This window comes from Devosia sp. BK (assembly GCF_032907385.1).
In the GTDB taxonomy this organism is placed as follows: Bacteria; Pseudomonadota; Alphaproteobacteria; order Rhizobiales; family Devosiaceae; genus Devosia.
Map to the genome: position 1 here is coordinate 31,694 of NZ_JAIMBX010000004.1, position 18,237 is coordinate 49,930.

The following is an 18,237-nucleotide window of genomic DNA, read 5'->3' on the forward strand; positions in this document are numbered from 1 at the left end:
CGTTGTCGCGCCCTCTTGTGACGCAGCTATACCGCCGGATTACCCAGCATGCCGCCAAGCGTTCCGGCCGAGGAATTCCTCGAAGGCTTCGCGGGACATTGGCTTGGCGAAGGCATAACCCTGCAAGATGTCGCAGCCGAGGTCGCGGAGGATGCGCGCATGCTCCATGCTTTCGACGCCCTCTGCGACAATCTCGATATCCATAGACTTCCCGATATCGACGATGGAGGCGACGAGCCGCCGCTGACTGGCTTCCGTGGTGATCGGATCGACCAGAAGCCGATCGATCTTCAATCGGCGTGGCCGCAGTTTTTGCAGCGAAACGATGGATGCATATCCGGTGCCGAAATCGTCGATCTCCACATCGATCCCAAGCGCTTTGATCTGGTCGATATTCCACGCGACGATGCCGTCGCTCTCATCGAGATAGATCGATTCCACCAACTCGAATGCAACGCGATCGGGCGGAATGTCCATATCCCTTAAGGTCGACACCAGCCCCTCGTCATGGAGCCGCCGCTGCGAGACGTTGACCGACACGCGGGGCACACCCAATCCGAGCTTGTCCCAACGGGCGAGATCGTCCAACGACTGGCGCAAAATAGCGTGGTCGATCGCAGCGACGACGCTCAACTCCTCCGCAACAGCCATAAAACTGTCCGGCGCACGTAGACCCTTGGTCGGGTGCTGCCAGCGCGCGAGGGCCTCCACGCCAACGACATCGAGCGTCTTCGCGCAGAATTGCGGCTGGTAATAGGGAATGAAATCCTGCCTTTCGAGACTGGTCAGGATTTCGTCCGCCACACGCTTGGTCTTGACCACCTCGGCCTGCAGTTCGGCGGAGAAGAATTCGAAGCGGTTACGGCCCCGGCCTTTCGCCCGATAGAGCGCGATATCGGCATTGATCAGCAGTTGCTCGATATCGATGTCGGGCACCATGGCCGTGGCGATACCGACGCTGACCCCACAGCGGCATTCATGGCCCTCGTGATAAAGCGGCTTGCGCATGGCTTCGACGATGCGCGCCGCAAGACGGGCCAGGCTTTCCTCGCCATGCCGGTTGCTCGAAAGCACCACGAACTCGTCGCCACCGATGCGCGCAACGAAGTCATCCTCACGGCAGGAGTCGCGCAAGACGGCGCTCGCATGCACGAGCATGGCGTCGCCGGCCGCGTGGCCAAGTGTATCGTTGATCTGCTTGAACCGGTCGAGATCGATGTGCAGAAGCGCGATTGTGCCGCTATCCCGGTAGCCAAGCTCGGCATGGCGGCGCAGGGTTTCGTCGAGAAAGCGCCGATTGGGCAGGCCCGTCAGGCTATCGTGCAGCGCATTGTATTCGATGCGCACGCGGACCGCTTCGAGCTCGGCATTGCGTGCTTCGGTCAGCGCATTGGCGCTCCGCAGGTCTTCATTGCGCAGGACCTCGGCCGTGACGTCCCAATTGACGCCCATGACCTTTTCCCCGTCCCCTTCCTTGAGCGTAATGGCGATGGAGCGGATGTGGCGAAGCGTGCCATCGGGCAAGAGCACGCGATAGACCGATTCATAACGGCCATTGGCGATCGAATCCTGGAATTCCCGCTCGGCTCGCGCCTGGTCCTCGGGATGGACGACCTTTTGCCAATGGTCGTGGGTGCGGCCGGTACTATCGGGCGGCATGCCATAGATTTCGTTAGTTCGCGCGTCCCAGACTTCGTCTCCCGTGGCCATGTCGAGCTCCCAAAGCCCAACCTTGGAGGTTTCGAGCGCCAGGTTGAGCCGCTGGGTCAATTGGGTCAGCGCCAGTTCGCGATCCTTGAGCTGGCCGATATGCTCCTGGCGCTGGGCCATCAGCCTGCCGGTAATCCAGAATGGGAAGAGAATGAGAATACCGGCGAGAATGATACCGCCGCGCATAAAAAGCTGCATCGGCGTAGACTGTTGCCATCCGCCGCGCGGCACCGCCTGAATCTGCCAGCTACCGGACGGCAGGGTGACATCGGCAACCACCGGATTGAGTGCCGACACATTCGTCCCAAAGAACGGCAGGCCCGCCTTGCCTTGCCCGTCTTGTCCAATGATCGAGATTTCGAGGTCCTTGGCGGCCGAATAGACGCCGCTATCGCCATAGAGGCGATCGACATCGACCACGGCTGAAACGACGCCCCAGAATCGGCGCCCCTCGCCTTCCCCCACAAAGACGGGAAACCGTCCGACAAAGCCGCGGCCGCCCTGAACAAGATTGACCGGCCCGGCCAGGACCAGTTCGCCAGTTTCAAGCACGCGCTCGATTGCCGCCCATTGATCGGGAACTTTGCGATAATCGAGCCCGATCGCCTTTTGGTTGGCAATGCGGGGATAGGTCATGCGAATGACGAGATCAGGCGCGGCTGCAACGGAGCGCAATTGGCCCGTGCCGACGAACAGGTTCTTGACCAGTTCATCAAACCGCGCCTGATCCATATCCGGCTCGGTGGCAATCACGGACACAAGTCCGCGCATCAACTGGATATTGCTCGAGACCTGGCCTTCAAGCTTGGCCCGGATCACTGAAATCTGGCTCAGCACCTCTGAACGCATGCGTTCCTGGCTGATGGTCGTTGCCTGCTTGTCGACAACAATCCCGGCAATGATGACCACGATGATGGCGATCAGCATGGGCAAAGTGCCCGTTCGTCGCCAATTCCACAGGTTCTGCCGAAGGACTGTTCCGACCATGACGCCCTAAAAGTTATGGCCGGATTTCGGCCTTAACTCAGATTAGCGTGCCAGCTCTTGATCAGATCGTTACGAACCGTGACCAAATCGAGGCGTGGTAAACGGCTGGCAAAGAAATCGGCAGCCGTAAGCTACCGTGAGCGCTGAAAATTCAATCAGGCTTTACTGGCGTCGCAAGCTCAGCGCCCGGCCTTCGCCACCCGGAGGAATGGCAAGCGTAATGATGATTGTTGCCGCGTCTTGGACATGAGGCGCTTTTTCCGCCCATTCGACAAAGACCACGCCATTATCGGTATCGAGGAGACCGAGCTCGTCGGCTTCCGCAGCATCGCCGAGGCGGTAAAGATCGGCATGCAGAACAGGCCCGGCCGGCGTTTCATAGGGCTGCACGAGAGCAAACGTGGGCGACGGCACTTCCAGATCGGCATCCTTCGCCAGGGCCCTGATCGTCGCCCGCGCCAGCGCCGATTTACCGGCACCCAATTCACCTTCAATGCTAACGATGTCGCCTGGCCGCAGCATCCCGGCCAGCTCCTGGCCAAAGGCTGAGGTTGCGTCGTCGTCGGCGAGGAAACGCTGCATTTATTCGGCTACGCCAGCAAGGGCGCTGTCACGGGGAAAGTTGACGACGATGCGGCTACCACGCGGTTCGCGCTGCTCGGCCGAGATCGTCCCCCCATGAAGATTGACGAATGTCCGCACGATGGAAAGACCGAGTCCGGCCCCCCGCATGCGCCCGCCTGCCCCGGGAGAATCGAGACGGGTCAGAATGGCCGACCGCAATTCGTCGGTCAGGCCCGGACCCTCGTCTTCGATGATGAAGAGCATGCGGTCGGCGCGATGCGATACCGAAAGCCGGATCTCGCCATTGGGCGGCGAGAACCGCGCAGCATTGGAGAGGAGATTATACAGCACCTGCACGATGCGCGTCCCATCGGCGATGAATTCGGGCAGGTCAGGCTCGACATAGACAACGAGATTGGTGCCATTGCCGGTAATTTCCGGAAAAGTCGCGGAAAGGCCGGCCTTGGCCTTATCGATCAGTTGCGGAACGCTGAGCGTTTCGGGATTAAGCTCAGCAATCCCGGCATCAACCGAAGCAAGATCGAGAATATTGTCGATAAGCACGCCCAGCGTGACCGACGAGGCCCGGATATATTCGATATAGGCCTTCTGGCGTTCATTGAGCGTGTCGCCCTCGGTCCCCGCGAGGAGATCGGCAAAGCCAATGATATTGGTCAGCGGGCTTCGCAACTCGTAGGACACGTTTTCGACGAAGGCGTCCTTAAGGCGATCTGCAGTGACGAGCGCATCATTGCGCTCCTTGAGCACTTTGGAGTAGCTCGCGCTTTCGGTGACATCGAGAAAGGTCATCATCGTCTGGCCATCGGGCAGGCGCGTGATGGCATAGTCCAGCAGACGCCCATCGGCGCGCTCGATGCGCCCGGCCTTATCGGTTCTGGTCGGATTAAGGTCGATGATATTGCGTTTGAGATCGTGCCAGATCTTGGCGCCATCCTGCAGCACCTTGCCCGACGCATCGGCCAATTGGTCGATATGCGGATTGGCGTCGAGGATGTTCATCGGCAGCTTGAAGAGCGCCGACAGCCGTGGATTGGACAGGGCGAGGCGACCATTGGTGCCGAACACCGCCACAGCCTCGGAGAGCGCATTGATGGTTTCGCGCTGCACATTGGTCATGGCCTTATTGGCCGATTCGAGTTTGAGGCGTTCGGTAATGTCTTCAAAGACATAGATCACGCCGCCCTGGGCACCGGCCGGCGCGGAAATAACCTTGATCGTGCGGCCGTCCGGAAGGTGCCAGGGCTCAGCCTCGAAGGGCTCCTTGCGATTGTAGGAGTCGAGGTGCTTGGTCCGCCAGGTGTGATAATCGACCTGATTGGGCAGCATGCCCTCGGTGCGGAGCTTGTCGAGAATGGCCCGCTCATCGAGGCCAAGAGCCAAAAATTTACGATCGAGATTCCAGATCGCGGCATAGGCAGGATTGAACTGCACCAGTTCGCGCCGCGCGTTGAAAATGGCGATGGGCGTCGCGAGGGCATCGATGATGCCTGCGATATGAGCAAGGCTTGGCTCGCCCGCCATTTCCGCCGGGACTGGTTCGGTGCCCGACAACCGGCGCAGGTAACCCGCGCGGCCATCGGCAACCGGAATATCGATCAGCTCAAAATTTCCCGCCTTGCCAAGCGAGATGCGCTGGCGCAGCGGTTCGCTATTGTTGCGGCAGGCCGCCAGATGCGCGTCGAGATCGCGACCATCCAAGATTTCGGCAGGGGCTTCGGCCGAGCCTGTTTTGCCCAAACCCGCGCACAGTTCGAGATAAGCGGGGTTGGCAAAGACCAGGCGGCCGGACACATCGCGCAAGAATGCGGGCGTCGAAAGCAATTTGAGGACTGCAAGCACGCTGCCGCGATCGGCGCCTTCGGCGGCCAGACGGTCTTCGGCGTCATTCTGCGCTTGCGAAAAGGCCGGGCGCAGACGAAGAGCGGCGCCACCGCCGGCAAGCCAGCCGGTCGCGCGGACAATGCGTCCGTCGAGCGACTTGATGCTGGCCGAAAAACTATGGCCGTCGACGCGCAGGCGCTCGACGAGAATGGAGAGGCGCTCTGCCTCGCTGCCACTGAGCCACGTATCGAAATTGAGAACGCTTTCGGCGCGGCGGCCGGGCGGCAAGACCGCTGCAGGCTGCCCCAGAAGCCGCGGCGCGACGCCAGCCTGCTCGGGCCAGACGACGGTCAGCTCGCGGCTGCCACCGATGAGATTTTCATAATCGTCGACCAAGGCGCGCAAATCGGCGATTTGGGCGCGGGCCTTGCCTTGAGCCAGCTTGCCGTCGCGCAACAGCGTGCGCAACAGGGTCACGGCGACAAGGGCGAAGCCACCTGCACCAATGGCCACGGCGACGGGTACAATGCCGCCCATATTTGCCACTGAAGCACTCTGCGCGAAGGCTGGGACTGCCATTGTCAGAGTTAAGGGGACGGACGCAAAACTTGCGAATCCCCAATGCTTCCGGAATCGATCCGGCGCCATAGACTGCCCTCGCTTCTTTTATTGTTGCAAGTCCGGCCTATGCGGCCGGTACGCGTGCACTGAAACTGGCGCCTGAACGCGGAAAGATCCCTACTGGGATTCCAAGGTGCCCCCGAGCCGGTAACGTGTCCCCCGCGACCGAATCGCCCTAACATAACGAGGGTATGAATCGCGAAAAAGAGTCTTCATGGCTGTGCTTTGCGGGCAAAGCGCTAAGGAAGCGCTTGACGGAGAACGAACTAGAAACGTTTTGTTAACCATTCGCGCCAAAGCAGAAACAATGCGGGCCGGATACGCTCCGGCCCGCTCTAATCGGTCTAGAACTCAGACCAATCATCCTTGAGTGCGGTATTGCCGCTGGTGAGATAGGCAGAAGCCGCCGCCTTCACCTTTGGTGCGGCCTTCGCCGCGACCGGTGCTGGCCGGGCTCGGCTGACGGGGCTGCGTTGCTGCACCCCTTCGATGTGGAAGACATCGACAATCCGGTCGAGTTCGCTCGCCTGGTTCTCAGTCTGCTCGATCGCGGCGTTCACCTCTTCAACCAGCGCCGCATTGTGCTGGGTCATTTCGTCCATCTGGCGGACGGCGGTGTTGACCTCGTCGATCGCGGAAGCCTGTTCGCGGCTGGCGCGCGCGATATCGTCGAGCAGCGCTGTATTGGCGCGGAGCCCGTCCATCATGGCATTGAGCTTGCCAGCGGCATCGGCCACGAGCTTCGAGCCCGAGCCGACCTCCTGCGCGCTCTGCTCGATCAGCGCCTTCACCTCGGACGACGCCTGAGCGGCGGACTGAGCCAGACGGCGGACTTCGACGGCAACCACCGCAAAGCCCTTGCCCGCTTCGCCAGCGCGTGCCGCTTCCACAGAAGCGTTGAGCGCAAGCAGGTTAGTCTGGAAGGCGATATCGTCGATCATGCCGATGATGTTGGAGATCTTCGAGGAAGACTGGGTAATCCGCTCCATCGCCGAATTGGCCTGATCCATCACCGCGCCACCCTCTTCGGCTGAACGTGACACGACGCTCGCCTTCTGGCTCGCATCCGACGCCTTCTTGGCGTTCTCGGTCACGGTCTGGGCAAGCTGCTCCATCGAGGCCGAGGTCTCTTCGATGGTCGCTGCCTGACGCGTTGTGCGCTCGGAAAGATCATTGGCGCCCGAAAGAATTTCGCTCGTTGCCGATTTCAGCGTGCCCGAGGTCCCGCGCAACTGGTGGATCACATCGCTGAGCTTGTCGGCTACGAGGTTGACGTCGGTCTTGAGCTTGCCGAAAGCGCCGCGATGTTCGCCATGCATGCGCTGGGTCAGGTCGGCCTGCGCCATGGCGCTCAGCACAGTGCCGGTTTCGGTCAGGCCGCGATCGACGCTGTCGACGAGATCATTGACCGAGGTTGCGAGGCCATTGAGTTCGGCGTCCGGGAAAGTCGCGGGGACGCGCTTCGAAAAATCACCATCGAGCGCAGAGTCGACGACATTGCCGAAGGCTTGCTGCAGCTCCATCATCATGTCCTGGCGCGATTCCTGATCCCGGATGATGCGGGCTGCTTCTGCCTCGGTCATCTGCGACACCTTCATGCCATTCTCGCGGAAGACTTCGACGGCCCGTGCCATGGCCCCGATTTCGTCCGTGCGATCGGTCCCGATCACCTCGGTCTCGAACTTGCCGTCGGCGACCTTATCCATGATGCCGGTGAGGCGAACGATGGGGTTGGTAATGGTGCGCGCCAGAAGGAAGGCCACGGCCGAAACCACCAGCGCCACAATAAGGCCGATGATCCCCATCTCGACATAGCTGCTGCTGGCGGCGGCGGCAAGATCGTCGGTATAAACGCCGGTGCCGATCACCCAACCCCAGGGCTGGAAGAGCTTGATATAGGAGAGCTTGGCGACGCCTTCGGTGTCGGCCGTTCGTTTCCAATGATAATCGACAAAGCCCTGGCCATTGGCCTTGGCCACGTCGACCATTTCGCGGAAGATGAACTTGCCGTTGGTGTCGGTCGCTTCGAGCTGGCTGACATTGACGAGGTCGGCGCGGATGGGGTGCATGATCATCACGCCATCGGTGTTCAGCACGAACATATATTCGGTGCCGCGATAGCGCAGGTCCTGCAGCGCTGCGAGCGCGGTGGCCTTGGCTTGATCCTCGCTGATTTCGCCCTTTTGGGCGCGCTGATATTGGCCATTGGAAATCGCGTCGGCTGCTTCGATCAGCGCCTGCAATTCGCCGCGACGGGCTTCTTCGCGCGTGGCGTTGATCTGTTGAACGCCGGTCACGCCCATGATCGTCAAGGAGACGATCGCCAGGGCCACAAGCAAATAGATGCGGCCTACAATCTTGAGTTTGAACACTGTTGCCTTCCTAATCCTTCTGGACACCGCGGGGGACCGCGGCAACGAGGCAAACCGGTTCAATGGGGCGCAGTTGGGCACCGCGCCACACTATCCTTCGTTGTGCCCCCGCACTTTGGGGTCGTGGCTTCTGCTCCACTTCTCCTAAACTTAAGTTACGCGAAACACGGTAAAGACTTCGCTACACCGCCCAAGGAAAAGGGCCCCGCAGGGCCCTTAATTGCTGATTTGTGACAGCGGAAACACTTCAAAATTCGGACCAATCGTCCTTGAGCGCCGCATTGCCATTGGTCAGGTAAGCCGAGGCTGCCGCCTTGACGCGCGGAGCGGTTTTAGCGGCCGGCGCCGGGCGTGTCTGGGACGGGCGCTGAAGGCTTGTTTCGATGGTGAAGACATCGACGATCCGGTCGAGTTCGCTCGCCTGGTTTTCCGTCTGCTCGATCGCGGCGTTCACTTCCTCGACCAGCGCCGCATTGTGCTGGGTCATCTCGTCCATCTGACGAACGGCAGTATTGACCTCGTCGATGGCCGAAGCCTGTTCGCGGCTTGCATGGGCGATATCGTCAAGCAGTGCTGTATTGGCGCGCAGCCCTTCCATCATGGCGTTGAGTTTGCCCGATGCGTCCGCCACGAGCTTGGAGCCGGAGCCGACTTCCTTGGCGCTCTGCTCGATCAGAACCTTCACCTCGGAAGAGGCCTGCGCGGCCGACTGCGCCAGACGCCGAACTTCGACTGCGACCACAGCAAAGCCCTTGCCTGCTTCTCCAGCCCGCGCCGCTTCCACCGAAGCGTTCAAGGCAAGCAGGTTGGTCTGGAAGGCGATATCGTCGATCATGCCGATGATATTGGAAATCTTTGACGAAGACTGCGTGATCCGCTCCATCGCCGAATTAGCCTGATCCATCACCGCGCCGCCTTCTTCAGCCGAGCGCGAAACCACGCTGGCCTTTTGGCTCGCATCCGACGCCTTCTTGGCGTTTTCGGTGACGGTCAGGGCAAGCTGCTCCATTGAGGCAGATGTCTCTTCGATCGTCGCTGCCTGACGGGTAGTGCGCTCGGAAAGATCATTGGCGCCAGAGAGAATTTCGCTCGTCGCCGATTTCAGCGTGCCCGAGGTGCCGCGCAACTGACCGACAATATGGGTCAGGCGGTCGGCGACCTGGTTGACGTCGGCTTTGAGCTTGGCAAAGGCGCCGCGATGCTGGCCATCCATGCGGCAGGTCAGGTCGGTATTGGCAAGTGCGCTGAGCACGGTACCCGTCTCGCTCAGCCCCTTGTCGACGCTATCGACCAGATCGTTGACCGAGGTGGCAAGTCCATTCAGTTCGGCATCGGGGAAGGTCGCGGGGACGCGCTTGGTGAAATCGCCATCGATGGCGGAGTCCACCACATCGCCGAAGGCGCGCTGCAGCTCGACCATCATCTCGCGCCTGGCCTCCTCGTCGCGGATGATGCGGGCGGCTTCCGCCTCGGTCATCTGCGCGATCTTGAGGCCGTTCTCGCGGAAGATTTCCACGGCCTTGGCCATGGCTCCGACTTCATTGTTGCGATGGGTATAGGGTACTTCGGTTTCGAGCGCGCCCTGACCGATGCTGGTCGTTGCCTGCGAGAGCTTGAGCACCGGGCGGACGAAAAGGCGCGCCATCAGCAGTGAAAGACCGCCAATGACCAGCATGGTCAGGCCGCCGATGATCGCGAGAAGCCGCAACGTACTCCCGATCACGCCATTGATCTTGGCCTGTTCAATGCCGACGTAAAGAATGCCCACAACCTTGCCTGCGGTGTCGACGATCGGCTGATAGCGCACGTAATTGGGCACGCCCAGCACGTCGGCCGTCCCGCCATAGGCAGTACCGCTGGAAACGACGGGGAACACCAACCCTTTGGGATCGAGCGGCGTACCGATGGCGCGTTCGCCACTGGCCAAAAGAATATTGGTCGATTGCCGGATGAATTCGCCCGTCGCGGGATCGAGCGCGAAGATCGTTGCCTTGTTGCCGGTGACGCGGACAATGCTGTCGATCAGGTCGTGGCTCGCGATGGCGGGCATGGCCGGAACGGTGATGGCGCCGATCGTGCCGTCAGTATTCCAGGAAATTTCTGTTTGAGGGAATTCGGCGCGGAACAGGGTCGATGTCAGGCGGATGCCTTCACGCAGCGATTCTTCAGCCGTCCTGTGGGCATCGCTCGCTAGGCTCGCATAGACAGCGCAGACTACGGCGATGATGGCGATGAATATGGCGCCGATCACCAGAGCGGAAATGGAGGTGGTCAGCTTGATGCTGTGGAAGAAGGATTTGGTCGCTCCGCGCATGGCGTGGGGTGCCCTGTTTGCTTGTGTTGTCGTCCTCCCAACCGCAAGATAGGCAAGGAAGGTTAACGAAGGCCGCTGGCCTTGTGAGATTTCCGTAATGACAAGTGCTTAGCGCAACCCGAAGCCAAATCTTTGAAAAACAATAGCAAATAGAAAAGCCCGCCGAAGCGGGCTCAGCTTTTGCTCATGATCGAAGAGATCAGTAGCGATATTCGTTCGACTTGAACGGGCCGTTTTCGCTGACGCCGATGTAGTCGGCCTGGGTCTTCGAGAGCTTGGTCAGCTTGGCGCCGAGTTTGGCGAGGTGCAGTTCGGCGACCTTTTCGTCGAGGTGCTTGGGCAGAACATGCACCTTCTTTTCGAGCTTATCACCCTGCGTCCAGAGTTCGATCTGAGCCAGCGTCTGGTTCGCAAAGGATGCCGACATGACAAAGCTCGGGTGACCCGTCGCATTGCCGAGGTTCACCAGGCGCCCTTCGGAGAGAAGGATCAGGCGCTTACCATTGGGCTGCTCGATCAGGTCGACCTGCGGCTTGACGTTGGTCCACTTGAAGTTGCGAAGGCCCAGAACGTCGATCTCGTTGTCGAAGTGGCCGATATTGCAGACAATGGCCATGTCCTTGAGGTTGCGCATATCGTCGACCATCAGCACGTCACGGTTGCCCGTGGCAGTGACGACGATATCGGCGCGGTGCGCTGCATCCTCGAGGGTGACGACTTCAAAGCCTTCCATGGCGGCCTGCAGGGCGCAGATCGGATCGACTTCGGTGACGAGCACGCGGGCGCCCGCGCCCCGGAGCGATTCAGCCGAACCCTTGCCCACATCGCCATAGCCGCAAACGATGGCGACCTTGCCGGCTAGCATCACGTCCGTGCCGCGACGGATCGCGTCGACGAGCGATTCACGCGTGCCATACTTGTTGTCGAACTTGGACTTGGTGACCGAGTCGTTGACGTTGATTGCCGGGAACGGCAGTTCGCCCTTGGCGTGGAGCTGATAGAGGCGCATCACGCCTGTGGTGGTTTCTTCCGAAACGCCACGGATCGCATCGCGGATCTTGGTGAAGAAGCCCGGCGATTTGGCGAGGCGGCGCTTGATGGTGGCGAAGAACACTTCCTCTTCTTCGCTGCCTGGCTTGTCGAGGACGGAAATGTCCTTCTCGGCCTTGGCGCCGGTGAGAATATACATGGTGGCGTCGCCGCCATCGTCGAGGATCATGTTCGGGGTCGAACCCGGCCAATCCATCATGCGATCGGTGAAATCCCAGTATTCTTCGAGCGTTTCGCCCTTATGGGCAAAGACCGGAATGCCGGCGGCGGCAATGGCGGCTGCAGCATGGTCCTGGGTCGAAAAGATGTTGCACGACACCCAGCGCACTTCGGCGCCAAGAGCCACCAGCGTCTCGATGAGAACGGCCGTCTGGACGGTCATGTGGAGCGAGCCGGCAATGCGGGCGCCACGCAGCGGCTGGGCTGCCGCATATTCTTCGCGGATCGACATCAGACCCGGCATTTCGATCTCGGCGATCGTGAGTTCCTTGCGGCCGAAATCGGCCAGCGAAATGTCCTTGACCGCATAGTCGGTCGATTGGAGCGTCATGCTCGGTCTCCGGAAGGTTTTTTTGCGTTGCCTTTCCTATACGCAAGCGGGCCCCCGCGTTCAACCGCACATATAAAGGAATGTTTATATCCTATGAACGATAGACGACGCGCCGGCGGCGAAACGGCAGGCTGCAGAACCGGATCAGCGCCGAAAGAATGATATAGCCGAGCGCAAAACCGGTGCCCGCATAGAGAAGGCCCTCAGCCGTCACCGGCATGGCGGGCTTATAGTTTTCGAGCGTCCGGCGACCGATATCGGTGTCTAGATAGGCGGGCAGGTTGCGAAGGCGCTCCAGCGGATCGGCTCCGGCGATGCGTTGCAGCGTCGCGTTTAGCTCGGCATAGCGGCCAAAGGTGCGCTCCATGCTGCGCCCGCGATCGGCGAGAAATGTATCGGTCGAAGCCTGGTAGCGGCTGAGAGCCCCCACCCGATCAAGCCCGGCTTCGCCCGCCGAGCGATCGAAGTCTTCCGTCATGATGCGCAATTCATCCACTGCGCCGCCGAGGCGCTGGGTATATTGCTGGGCATATTCGGGAAACTGGCTGAGCATCACCGCCAGCCCGACCCCACCGATACCGGCCAACATGCGTCGCATCGATTGCCCTCCCTCACACAGACCCTGTCAGACGCTTTCGCAACCGGCAAGGTTTACTCGGCCGGAACCTGTCTTGGCCTCATGTCAGAAACGGGGCGATGCGCGGTTTTGATCCAATGGAAGGGGCGCATGGTGAGATCGATGAGCGCCCGCACCGTCGCCCAGGCAATGGCGATCCAATAGATCGGCAGGAATAATTGCCAGCCGAGAATATCCTTCTGCCCTGACCGCAACAACCCGGCGATCTGCTTTGAAAAGGCAATGCCATAGCCAATGGCGAAGACGGCGAGGAAGGAAACCGACCATAGATCGAGCCGGAACGGCTCGAACCGCCCCAAGAGAAGGGCGAGAATGCAGCTCAGCGTAAAACCGGTGTGAAGGAGCGGCGAGAGGATCATCCCGAGCACCATGATCTCGAAAACGAGAAACCGCGGCAGGCCAAGGTCTTTCAGCAATTGCCGGGGCTGGCGATTGTGGACGAGGAAGGTCTGCATCCAGCCCTTCATCCAGCGCCGGCGCTGGCCCATCCAGATGGTCAGGCTTTCCGGCGCGTCCTCGTAGGTCACGGCGCTACTGGTGCCGCAATTGAGCCGCCGCCGCGCGAGGCGCACGCCGAGATCGGCATCTTCGGTGACATTATAAGCGTCCCAGCCACCCACGGCCCTCAGGCTCGCGAGACGGAAATGGTTGGACGTACCCCCAAGCGGAATGACGGCGCCCCAGCCGCCAAGCGCGGGCAAAAAGACCGAAAAGAGCCCGGCATATTCCCCGGCAAAAAGCGCAGGCAACCAGCCCCGCGCGCCATTGGCGATGACGAGCCGGGCTTGGATACAATGGAGATGCGGCGCGCGGCGGAAATGACCGACGATCTGGCGCAATTGCTGCGGCTCGGGCCGATCCTCGGCATCGAAGACAACGACGAACTCGCCCCGGCAAAAGGGCAGCGCAAAGTCGAGCGCCTTGGGCTTGGTCAGCGGCAAGGCATGCGGCACCTCGACCAAGCTGAACCGCCCCTTGGGCAAGTGCCGCTGCACGGCCGCCACCGTTTCCGGCGAGCGCTGCTCGACGACGAAAATGATGTCGAGGAGATGGGCGGGATAGTCGAGTTTGAGGAATTCGCGGCAAAGCTGGTCGACCATGTCGGCCTCGTCCCGCAGTGGCACCAGGACGGAATAGACCGGCAAAGCATCGTTTTCGATTCTCTTCTCGACCACCGGCGCCGCCCTCGGCGACAGCAGCGCCGCCAAACGCATGAGCGCGGGCAGCAGGATGATCAGCGCCCAGAGCGGCATGATCCAGGCCGGCGCCAGATAGGGCGTCAGCACCAGCACGGCGATGATGGCAACGACAGAAGCCGCAAAAGCCATGCGGACGCCAAATGTCAGTTCAAGGCTTGCGGCGGCGCGGGGCCAGTTCCGCGCCAGCGTCTGCCGCGCGCTGTCGATGAGATCTGGTGCCGCAACCCCGGCCAGATATTGGCGCATCGCCGCTGCCGGCACGACACAGACGCGGCGCGTCAAAGCCGGGTCTGCTTCGGTCAAGGACTTAAGCGCCATCAAGCCGCGGAAGTCGGGCGCGGTATAGGCGATATCACGGTCGAGCGTCGTGACCCGCACCATATGGATTTCGGCGAGACGCTCGGTGCGCAAGGGCACGGATAGATCGCTGCCGACCGGAATGGTCTCGAAATAAGCAACCCCGATATGCTTGGCGCCACGCTCCAGCGCCGTGTTGACGTCGAGATGGAGCGAGAAGGCGGCATGAAGCAGCGGATCGACCTCAACCAGCATGGCTTCTTCCAGAAGCCGCTGCGCCGTGTGCGCGCTCTCCTCCGGCCCGATGATTGCACGCATGAGTGCGAGGGCCCGGGGCATGATGGCCTCAGTGCGCGTAAAGCGGGATGGACGGCCCGCGTGTGGGCGGGGAGGCCGGGATGAGCGCGCGTCTCATCCCGGTGGCCCGCCGCACATTGTCGAGGGCATGCTCGGAAACCTCGATCCAGGCGGCGACAGTGGCCTTGCCATCGACCAGAGCGGGTTCACCGAGCGGGGTAATCCTCCATCCCACGGCATTGCCATGCTCCACCATGGAGAGGGAGGAAACGAAGGTGATGAAGGTGAAGCCCTCAATGAGGGCATATTCCATCGTCGCGCAGAAAAGAGCTGCAGACTCGGGTGTGCGCCGCCGGCCCTCGCGTCGATCGGGCCGCACATAAAAGCGCGTCCAATCGGCCCCAAGCGATGGGTCGGCGGGGAGATCGTCTTGCACGAGCCCGCTAAAAACTGTCTGCAGCAAGTTCGGTCGATCGAGCGGCGTCACGCGGGAGCCGCCCACCAATTGATCGCTCTTGGTGAGCAGAATATGGGTCGCATCCGCATTGTCGAAGGCATCGACATCGCGGCCATCGGACCGGCGTAGGGCTTGCCAACCCTGTTGCTCGACGAAAATCCTGTGACGCAGGCGGTAATTGTCTTCGAGAAGAGCGGCATGCCTGTCGCTGACCGGTCCGCGCACGATGTGCACCTGCATGCCCCTGCCCCACTTCACCTGCACGGCGAGAATAGTCACGAAGTGGCAGAGCCGAAAATTGTCAGTTTTCCCAATGCCCAAGCGCCGGCACTAGAGCGCGATCAGCTTATGCCGGATGGCTTCGACCACGGTATGGAGGCGATTATTGGTGCCCAACCGGCGCTGCGCGTTTTCGCAGTGCTGGTTGACGGTGCGTGCGCTGAGCCCAGTAATCTCGGCAATATCGGCAGCGGTCTTGCCGCTCGCCACCCATTTCAACACTTCCGCCTCGCGCGGGCTGATGGCCCGGCGTCGCCGATCGGTCTGCACCGTGTTGAGGAACCGCAGCCGGCCATGGGCATAGAGCGCCAGCATATGCAGTTCGAGCCGCTGCTGCTCGCTCAGCCAATCGGTGCGGCCAACGAGCGAGACAACCCCCTGCATGCCGCCTTCGAGATGAACGGGCACGCAAAGCCCCTCATTCATGCCGAAGTCATGCGCCTCGTCCATGACGCGCCGGGCCTGAGGATCGCCTGCGCGATCATAGGGCGCATCCGACCAGTCGAATGGGAGGGTTGTGGCAAAGCAATTGCGCGCCACCGGGTCGAGGTGGACATAGCCGAGATTGGTATAGCGCTTATACCACTCATCATCCCAGCCCGAGAGCAGGACAAACGGCCGGACATCGACGCCGCGATCCGGAAGCCCAGAGATGATGAAGCGCTCAAAGCCATAGTGCCCGATCGTGTCGGACACCACTTTGTGGATGCCGTCAGCGTCCTCCTGACGCTGCAGCAACTCGATCCTGTTCATCAGATCGGCGTTCACTTGGAAGCGGCCCCTCCAATTGCTCCGTAGTGTCAATTTTGACATGGGCCGCAGAAATAGCAAGCTGGGCGACGGCAAGAGAGGAAATTATTTCCGTCGCCCCAGAGATTTAGTGTTTGAGGTTAAACTGATTGGGATTGAAGCGGTAAGCGGTCGAGCAGAACTCGCAGACGACCTCGATCTCGCCATTCACCGCCATATCGCCGCGTTCTTCATCGGTGAAATTGGTGGCCAGCATATCTTCGATCCGATCGGCCGAACAGGTGCAGCGCTCAACAAGCGGCATTGCCGGGAACACCCGCGCGCCGGTTTCATGATAAAGCCGGAACAACAGGCGCTCAGGCGAGACTTCGGGATCAGCCAGCTCGACATCGGCAACCGTTGCCAGCATCGAGCGAGCCTCGGCCCAGCCATTGGCCTCTTCGAAAGCCGTATCGCTGGTGTCCGGATTATCGAAATTGCCATCGCCCGGCAGATCGGCCATGCGCGCCATGCCGTTTTCCGGCAAGTGCTGGATCAGAATGCCGCCGGCGCGCCAGCGCGGACGATGATCGCCGCGCATCGACATCTGCGCTACGGCGAGCCGGACCTGGGTCGGGATCTGTTCCGATTGCAGGAAATAGGTATGGGCCACTTCTTCCAACCCATTGCCATCGAGCGCGACGATGCCCTGATAACGCTCGGTATGCGCGCCCTGGTCGATGGTCATGGCGAGATGACCCTTGCCGAGCATATCGGCGGGGCTGGTTCGCCCTTCTTCTGCCCACTTGACCACCATGTCATGATCAAAGCGGGCATAGCCGCGCATCCCGTCGGGCGCGTCGAAATCGACGACGATCAGGTTCACCGGACCATCGGTCTGCGTCTGCAGGATCAGCTTGCCTTCGAACTTGAGCGACGAGCCGATAAGCGCGGTCAGAACGACAGCCTCGCCGAGAAGGCGCGCTACGGGAGCGGGATAATTATGCCGGGTCAGGATCGCGTCGAGCGAAGGCCCCAGGTGCAGGATGCGCCCGCGGGTATCGAGCTTTTCAAGCGTGAACGGCACCACGGCATCGTCGCCAGTCTCGGGGCGATCAAGGCCCATGGCAGAAAGGAAGCTGTCGGTCATTGTCGTCGGTTCCGTGGTCATTCAATCAGGCTTTCAGATAAGGCTACGCCTCAGGAGCAAAACGCGCCACATTCGAAATCAACCACGGCGTCATTCCCGCGAAAGCGGGAATCCCATTCTTCTCAAAAGAATATCCCCGCTTTCGCGGGGATAACGCTGTGGGCGATCGAAGCGGCGGCGCGAAAAGAAAAATCGCGCCTAGTTCGTTTCAACCCCGAAGGCCCAGCACAAAATGGCTTTCTGGGCATGGAGGCGATTTTCAGCCTCGTCGAACACCACCGACTGGGGACCGTCGATCACTTCGTCGGTCACCTCGTCGCCACGATGGGCAGGAAGGCAGTGCATGAAAAGGGCGTCTTTGTTCGCCAAGCCCATCAAATTGGTATTCACCTGATAGGGTTTCAAGACCCGGCGGCGCTCGGCGGCATCGACGTCGCCCATGGACACCCAGGTATCGGCGATGACGAGATCGGCGCCCTCAACCGCCTCGCGCGGGTCCTCGATCAGCCTTGCATATTTGCCCGCCCTAGTGATGTCCTGCATCAAGTCCTTTTCCGGGCTATATTCGTCCGGAACGGCGATAGTCAGTTCGCATTCAAAGAGTTCGGCAGCGTTGACCCAGGAGTGCAGCACGTTGTTGCTGTCACCCACCCAGGCAACCTTGGCGCCCTTGATAGAGCCACGATGCTCTTCAAAAGTCATGAGGTCGGCCATGATCTGGCATGGATGCGCCCGGCGCGTCAGGCCGTTGATCACCGGCACTGTCGCACCTTCGGCGAGCTCGAGCAGATCGGCATGGGAGAGAATGCGGATCATGATGGCGTCGACATAACGGCTCATGACCTTGGCGGTGTCGGACAGCGTTTCCTCGCGCGAAAGCTGCATTTCCTGGCCGGAGAGCATGATGGTCTCGCCGCCAAGCTGGCGCATGCCGACGTCGAAGGAGACGCGTGTGCGGGTCGACTGGCGCTCGAAGATCATCGCCAGCACCTTGTCCTTGAGGAGCTGAGGCCGATCGCCATCCTTCAGGCGCGCCTTGAGCGCACCAGCCTGGTCAAGCATGCCGCGCAATTCGGCATAGGAGAAATCGTCGATAGAGAGAAAATGGTTCGGGGTACCGGTCGAAGACATGGGCCGGGTTCTTTCATGACGCATAAAATGTTGGAGCGGCCGGAGCCACGG

At 60.8% G+C, this 18,237-nt stretch carries 12 protein-coding genes; all 12 read right to left on the reverse strand.

Annotated elements, in window-relative coordinates; translation table 11 throughout:
* Positions 1-39: 39 nt before the first annotated feature.
* A complete protein-coding gene (locus DevBK_RS18925) occupies positions 40-2,637 on the reverse strand; it encodes an EAL domain-containing protein (RefSeq protein ID WP_317186585.1) in 2,598 nt (865 codons plus the stop codon).
* Between the two features lie 222 nt (positions 2,638-2,859).
* Positions 2,860-3,279 carry a tRNA (adenosine(37)-N6)-threonylcarbamoyltransferase complex ATPase subunit type 1 TsaE gene (tsaE, locus tag DevBK_RS18930; RefSeq protein WP_317186586.1) on the reverse strand — a complete coding sequence of 140 codons (420 nt, stop codon included), beginning with the start codon at positions 3,277-3,279 and terminating at the stop codon, positions 2,860-2,862.
* Entirely contained in the window at positions 3,280-5,640 is a 2,361-nt protein-coding gene (locus DevBK_RS18935; RefSeq protein ID WP_317186632.1) for a sensor histidine kinase, read from the reverse strand.
* Positions 5,641-6,068: 428 nt separating this feature from the next.
* Positions 6,069-8,096: a methyl-accepting chemotaxis protein gene (locus DevBK_RS18940; protein ID WP_317186587.1), complete on the reverse strand. Its 2,028-nt coding sequence runs from the start codon at positions 8,094-8,096 to the stop codon at positions 6,069-6,071.
* Between the two features lie 247 nt (positions 8,097-8,343).
* The gene (locus DevBK_RS18945) at positions 8,344-10,410 is read right to left on the reverse strand and encodes a methyl-accepting chemotaxis protein (protein WP_317186588.1); all 2,067 of its coding nucleotides are present in this window, start codon (positions 10,408-10,410) and stop codon (positions 8,344-8,346) included.
* Positions 10,411-10,609: 199 nt separating this feature from the next.
* Positions 10,610-12,010 (reverse strand): adenosylhomocysteinase, encoded by a 1,401-nt coding sequence (ahcY, locus tag DevBK_RS18950; RefSeq protein ID WP_061911756.1) that lies wholly within the window; start codon positions 12,008-12,010, stop codon positions 10,610-10,612.
* Positions 12,011-12,101: 91 nt separating this feature from the next.
* Positions 12,102-12,608 carry a DUF2937 family protein gene (locus DevBK_RS18955; protein ID WP_317186589.1) on the reverse strand — a complete coding sequence of 169 codons (507 nt, stop codon included), beginning with the start codon at positions 12,606-12,608 and terminating at the stop codon, positions 12,102-12,104.
* 53 nt (positions 12,609-12,661) lie between these two features.
* Positions 12,662-14,482: a glycosyltransferase family 2 protein gene (locus DevBK_RS18960; RefSeq protein WP_317186590.1), complete on the reverse strand. Its 1,821-nt coding sequence runs from the start codon at positions 14,480-14,482 to the stop codon at positions 12,662-12,664.
* 7 nt (positions 14,483-14,489) lie between these two features.
* On the reverse strand, positions 14,490-15,176 hold the full coding sequence (locus tag DevBK_RS18965; protein WP_317186591.1) for an acyl-homoserine-lactone synthase: 687 nt from the start codon (positions 15,174-15,176) through the stop codon (positions 14,490-14,492).
* A 51-nt stretch (positions 15,177-15,227) separates the two neighbouring features.
* Positions 15,228-15,944, reverse strand: a complete 717-nt coding sequence (locus tag DevBK_RS18970) for a LuxR family transcriptional regulator (protein ID WP_317186592.1) — start codon at positions 15,942-15,944, stop codon at positions 15,228-15,230.
* Positions 15,945-16,053: 109 nt separating this feature from the next.
* Positions 16,054-17,055, reverse strand: coding sequence for an Hsp33 family molecular chaperone (locus DevBK_RS18975; protein ID WP_317186593.1), 1,002 nt, complete (start codon positions 17,053-17,055; stop codon positions 16,054-16,056).
* A 198-nt stretch (positions 17,056-17,253) separates the two neighbouring features.
* Positions 17,254-18,186, reverse strand: a complete 933-nt coding sequence (argF, locus tag DevBK_RS18980; RefSeq protein ID WP_061911752.1) for an ornithine carbamoyltransferase — start codon at positions 18,184-18,186, stop codon at positions 17,254-17,256.
* Between the last annotated feature and the right edge of the window lie 51 nt (positions 18,187-18,237).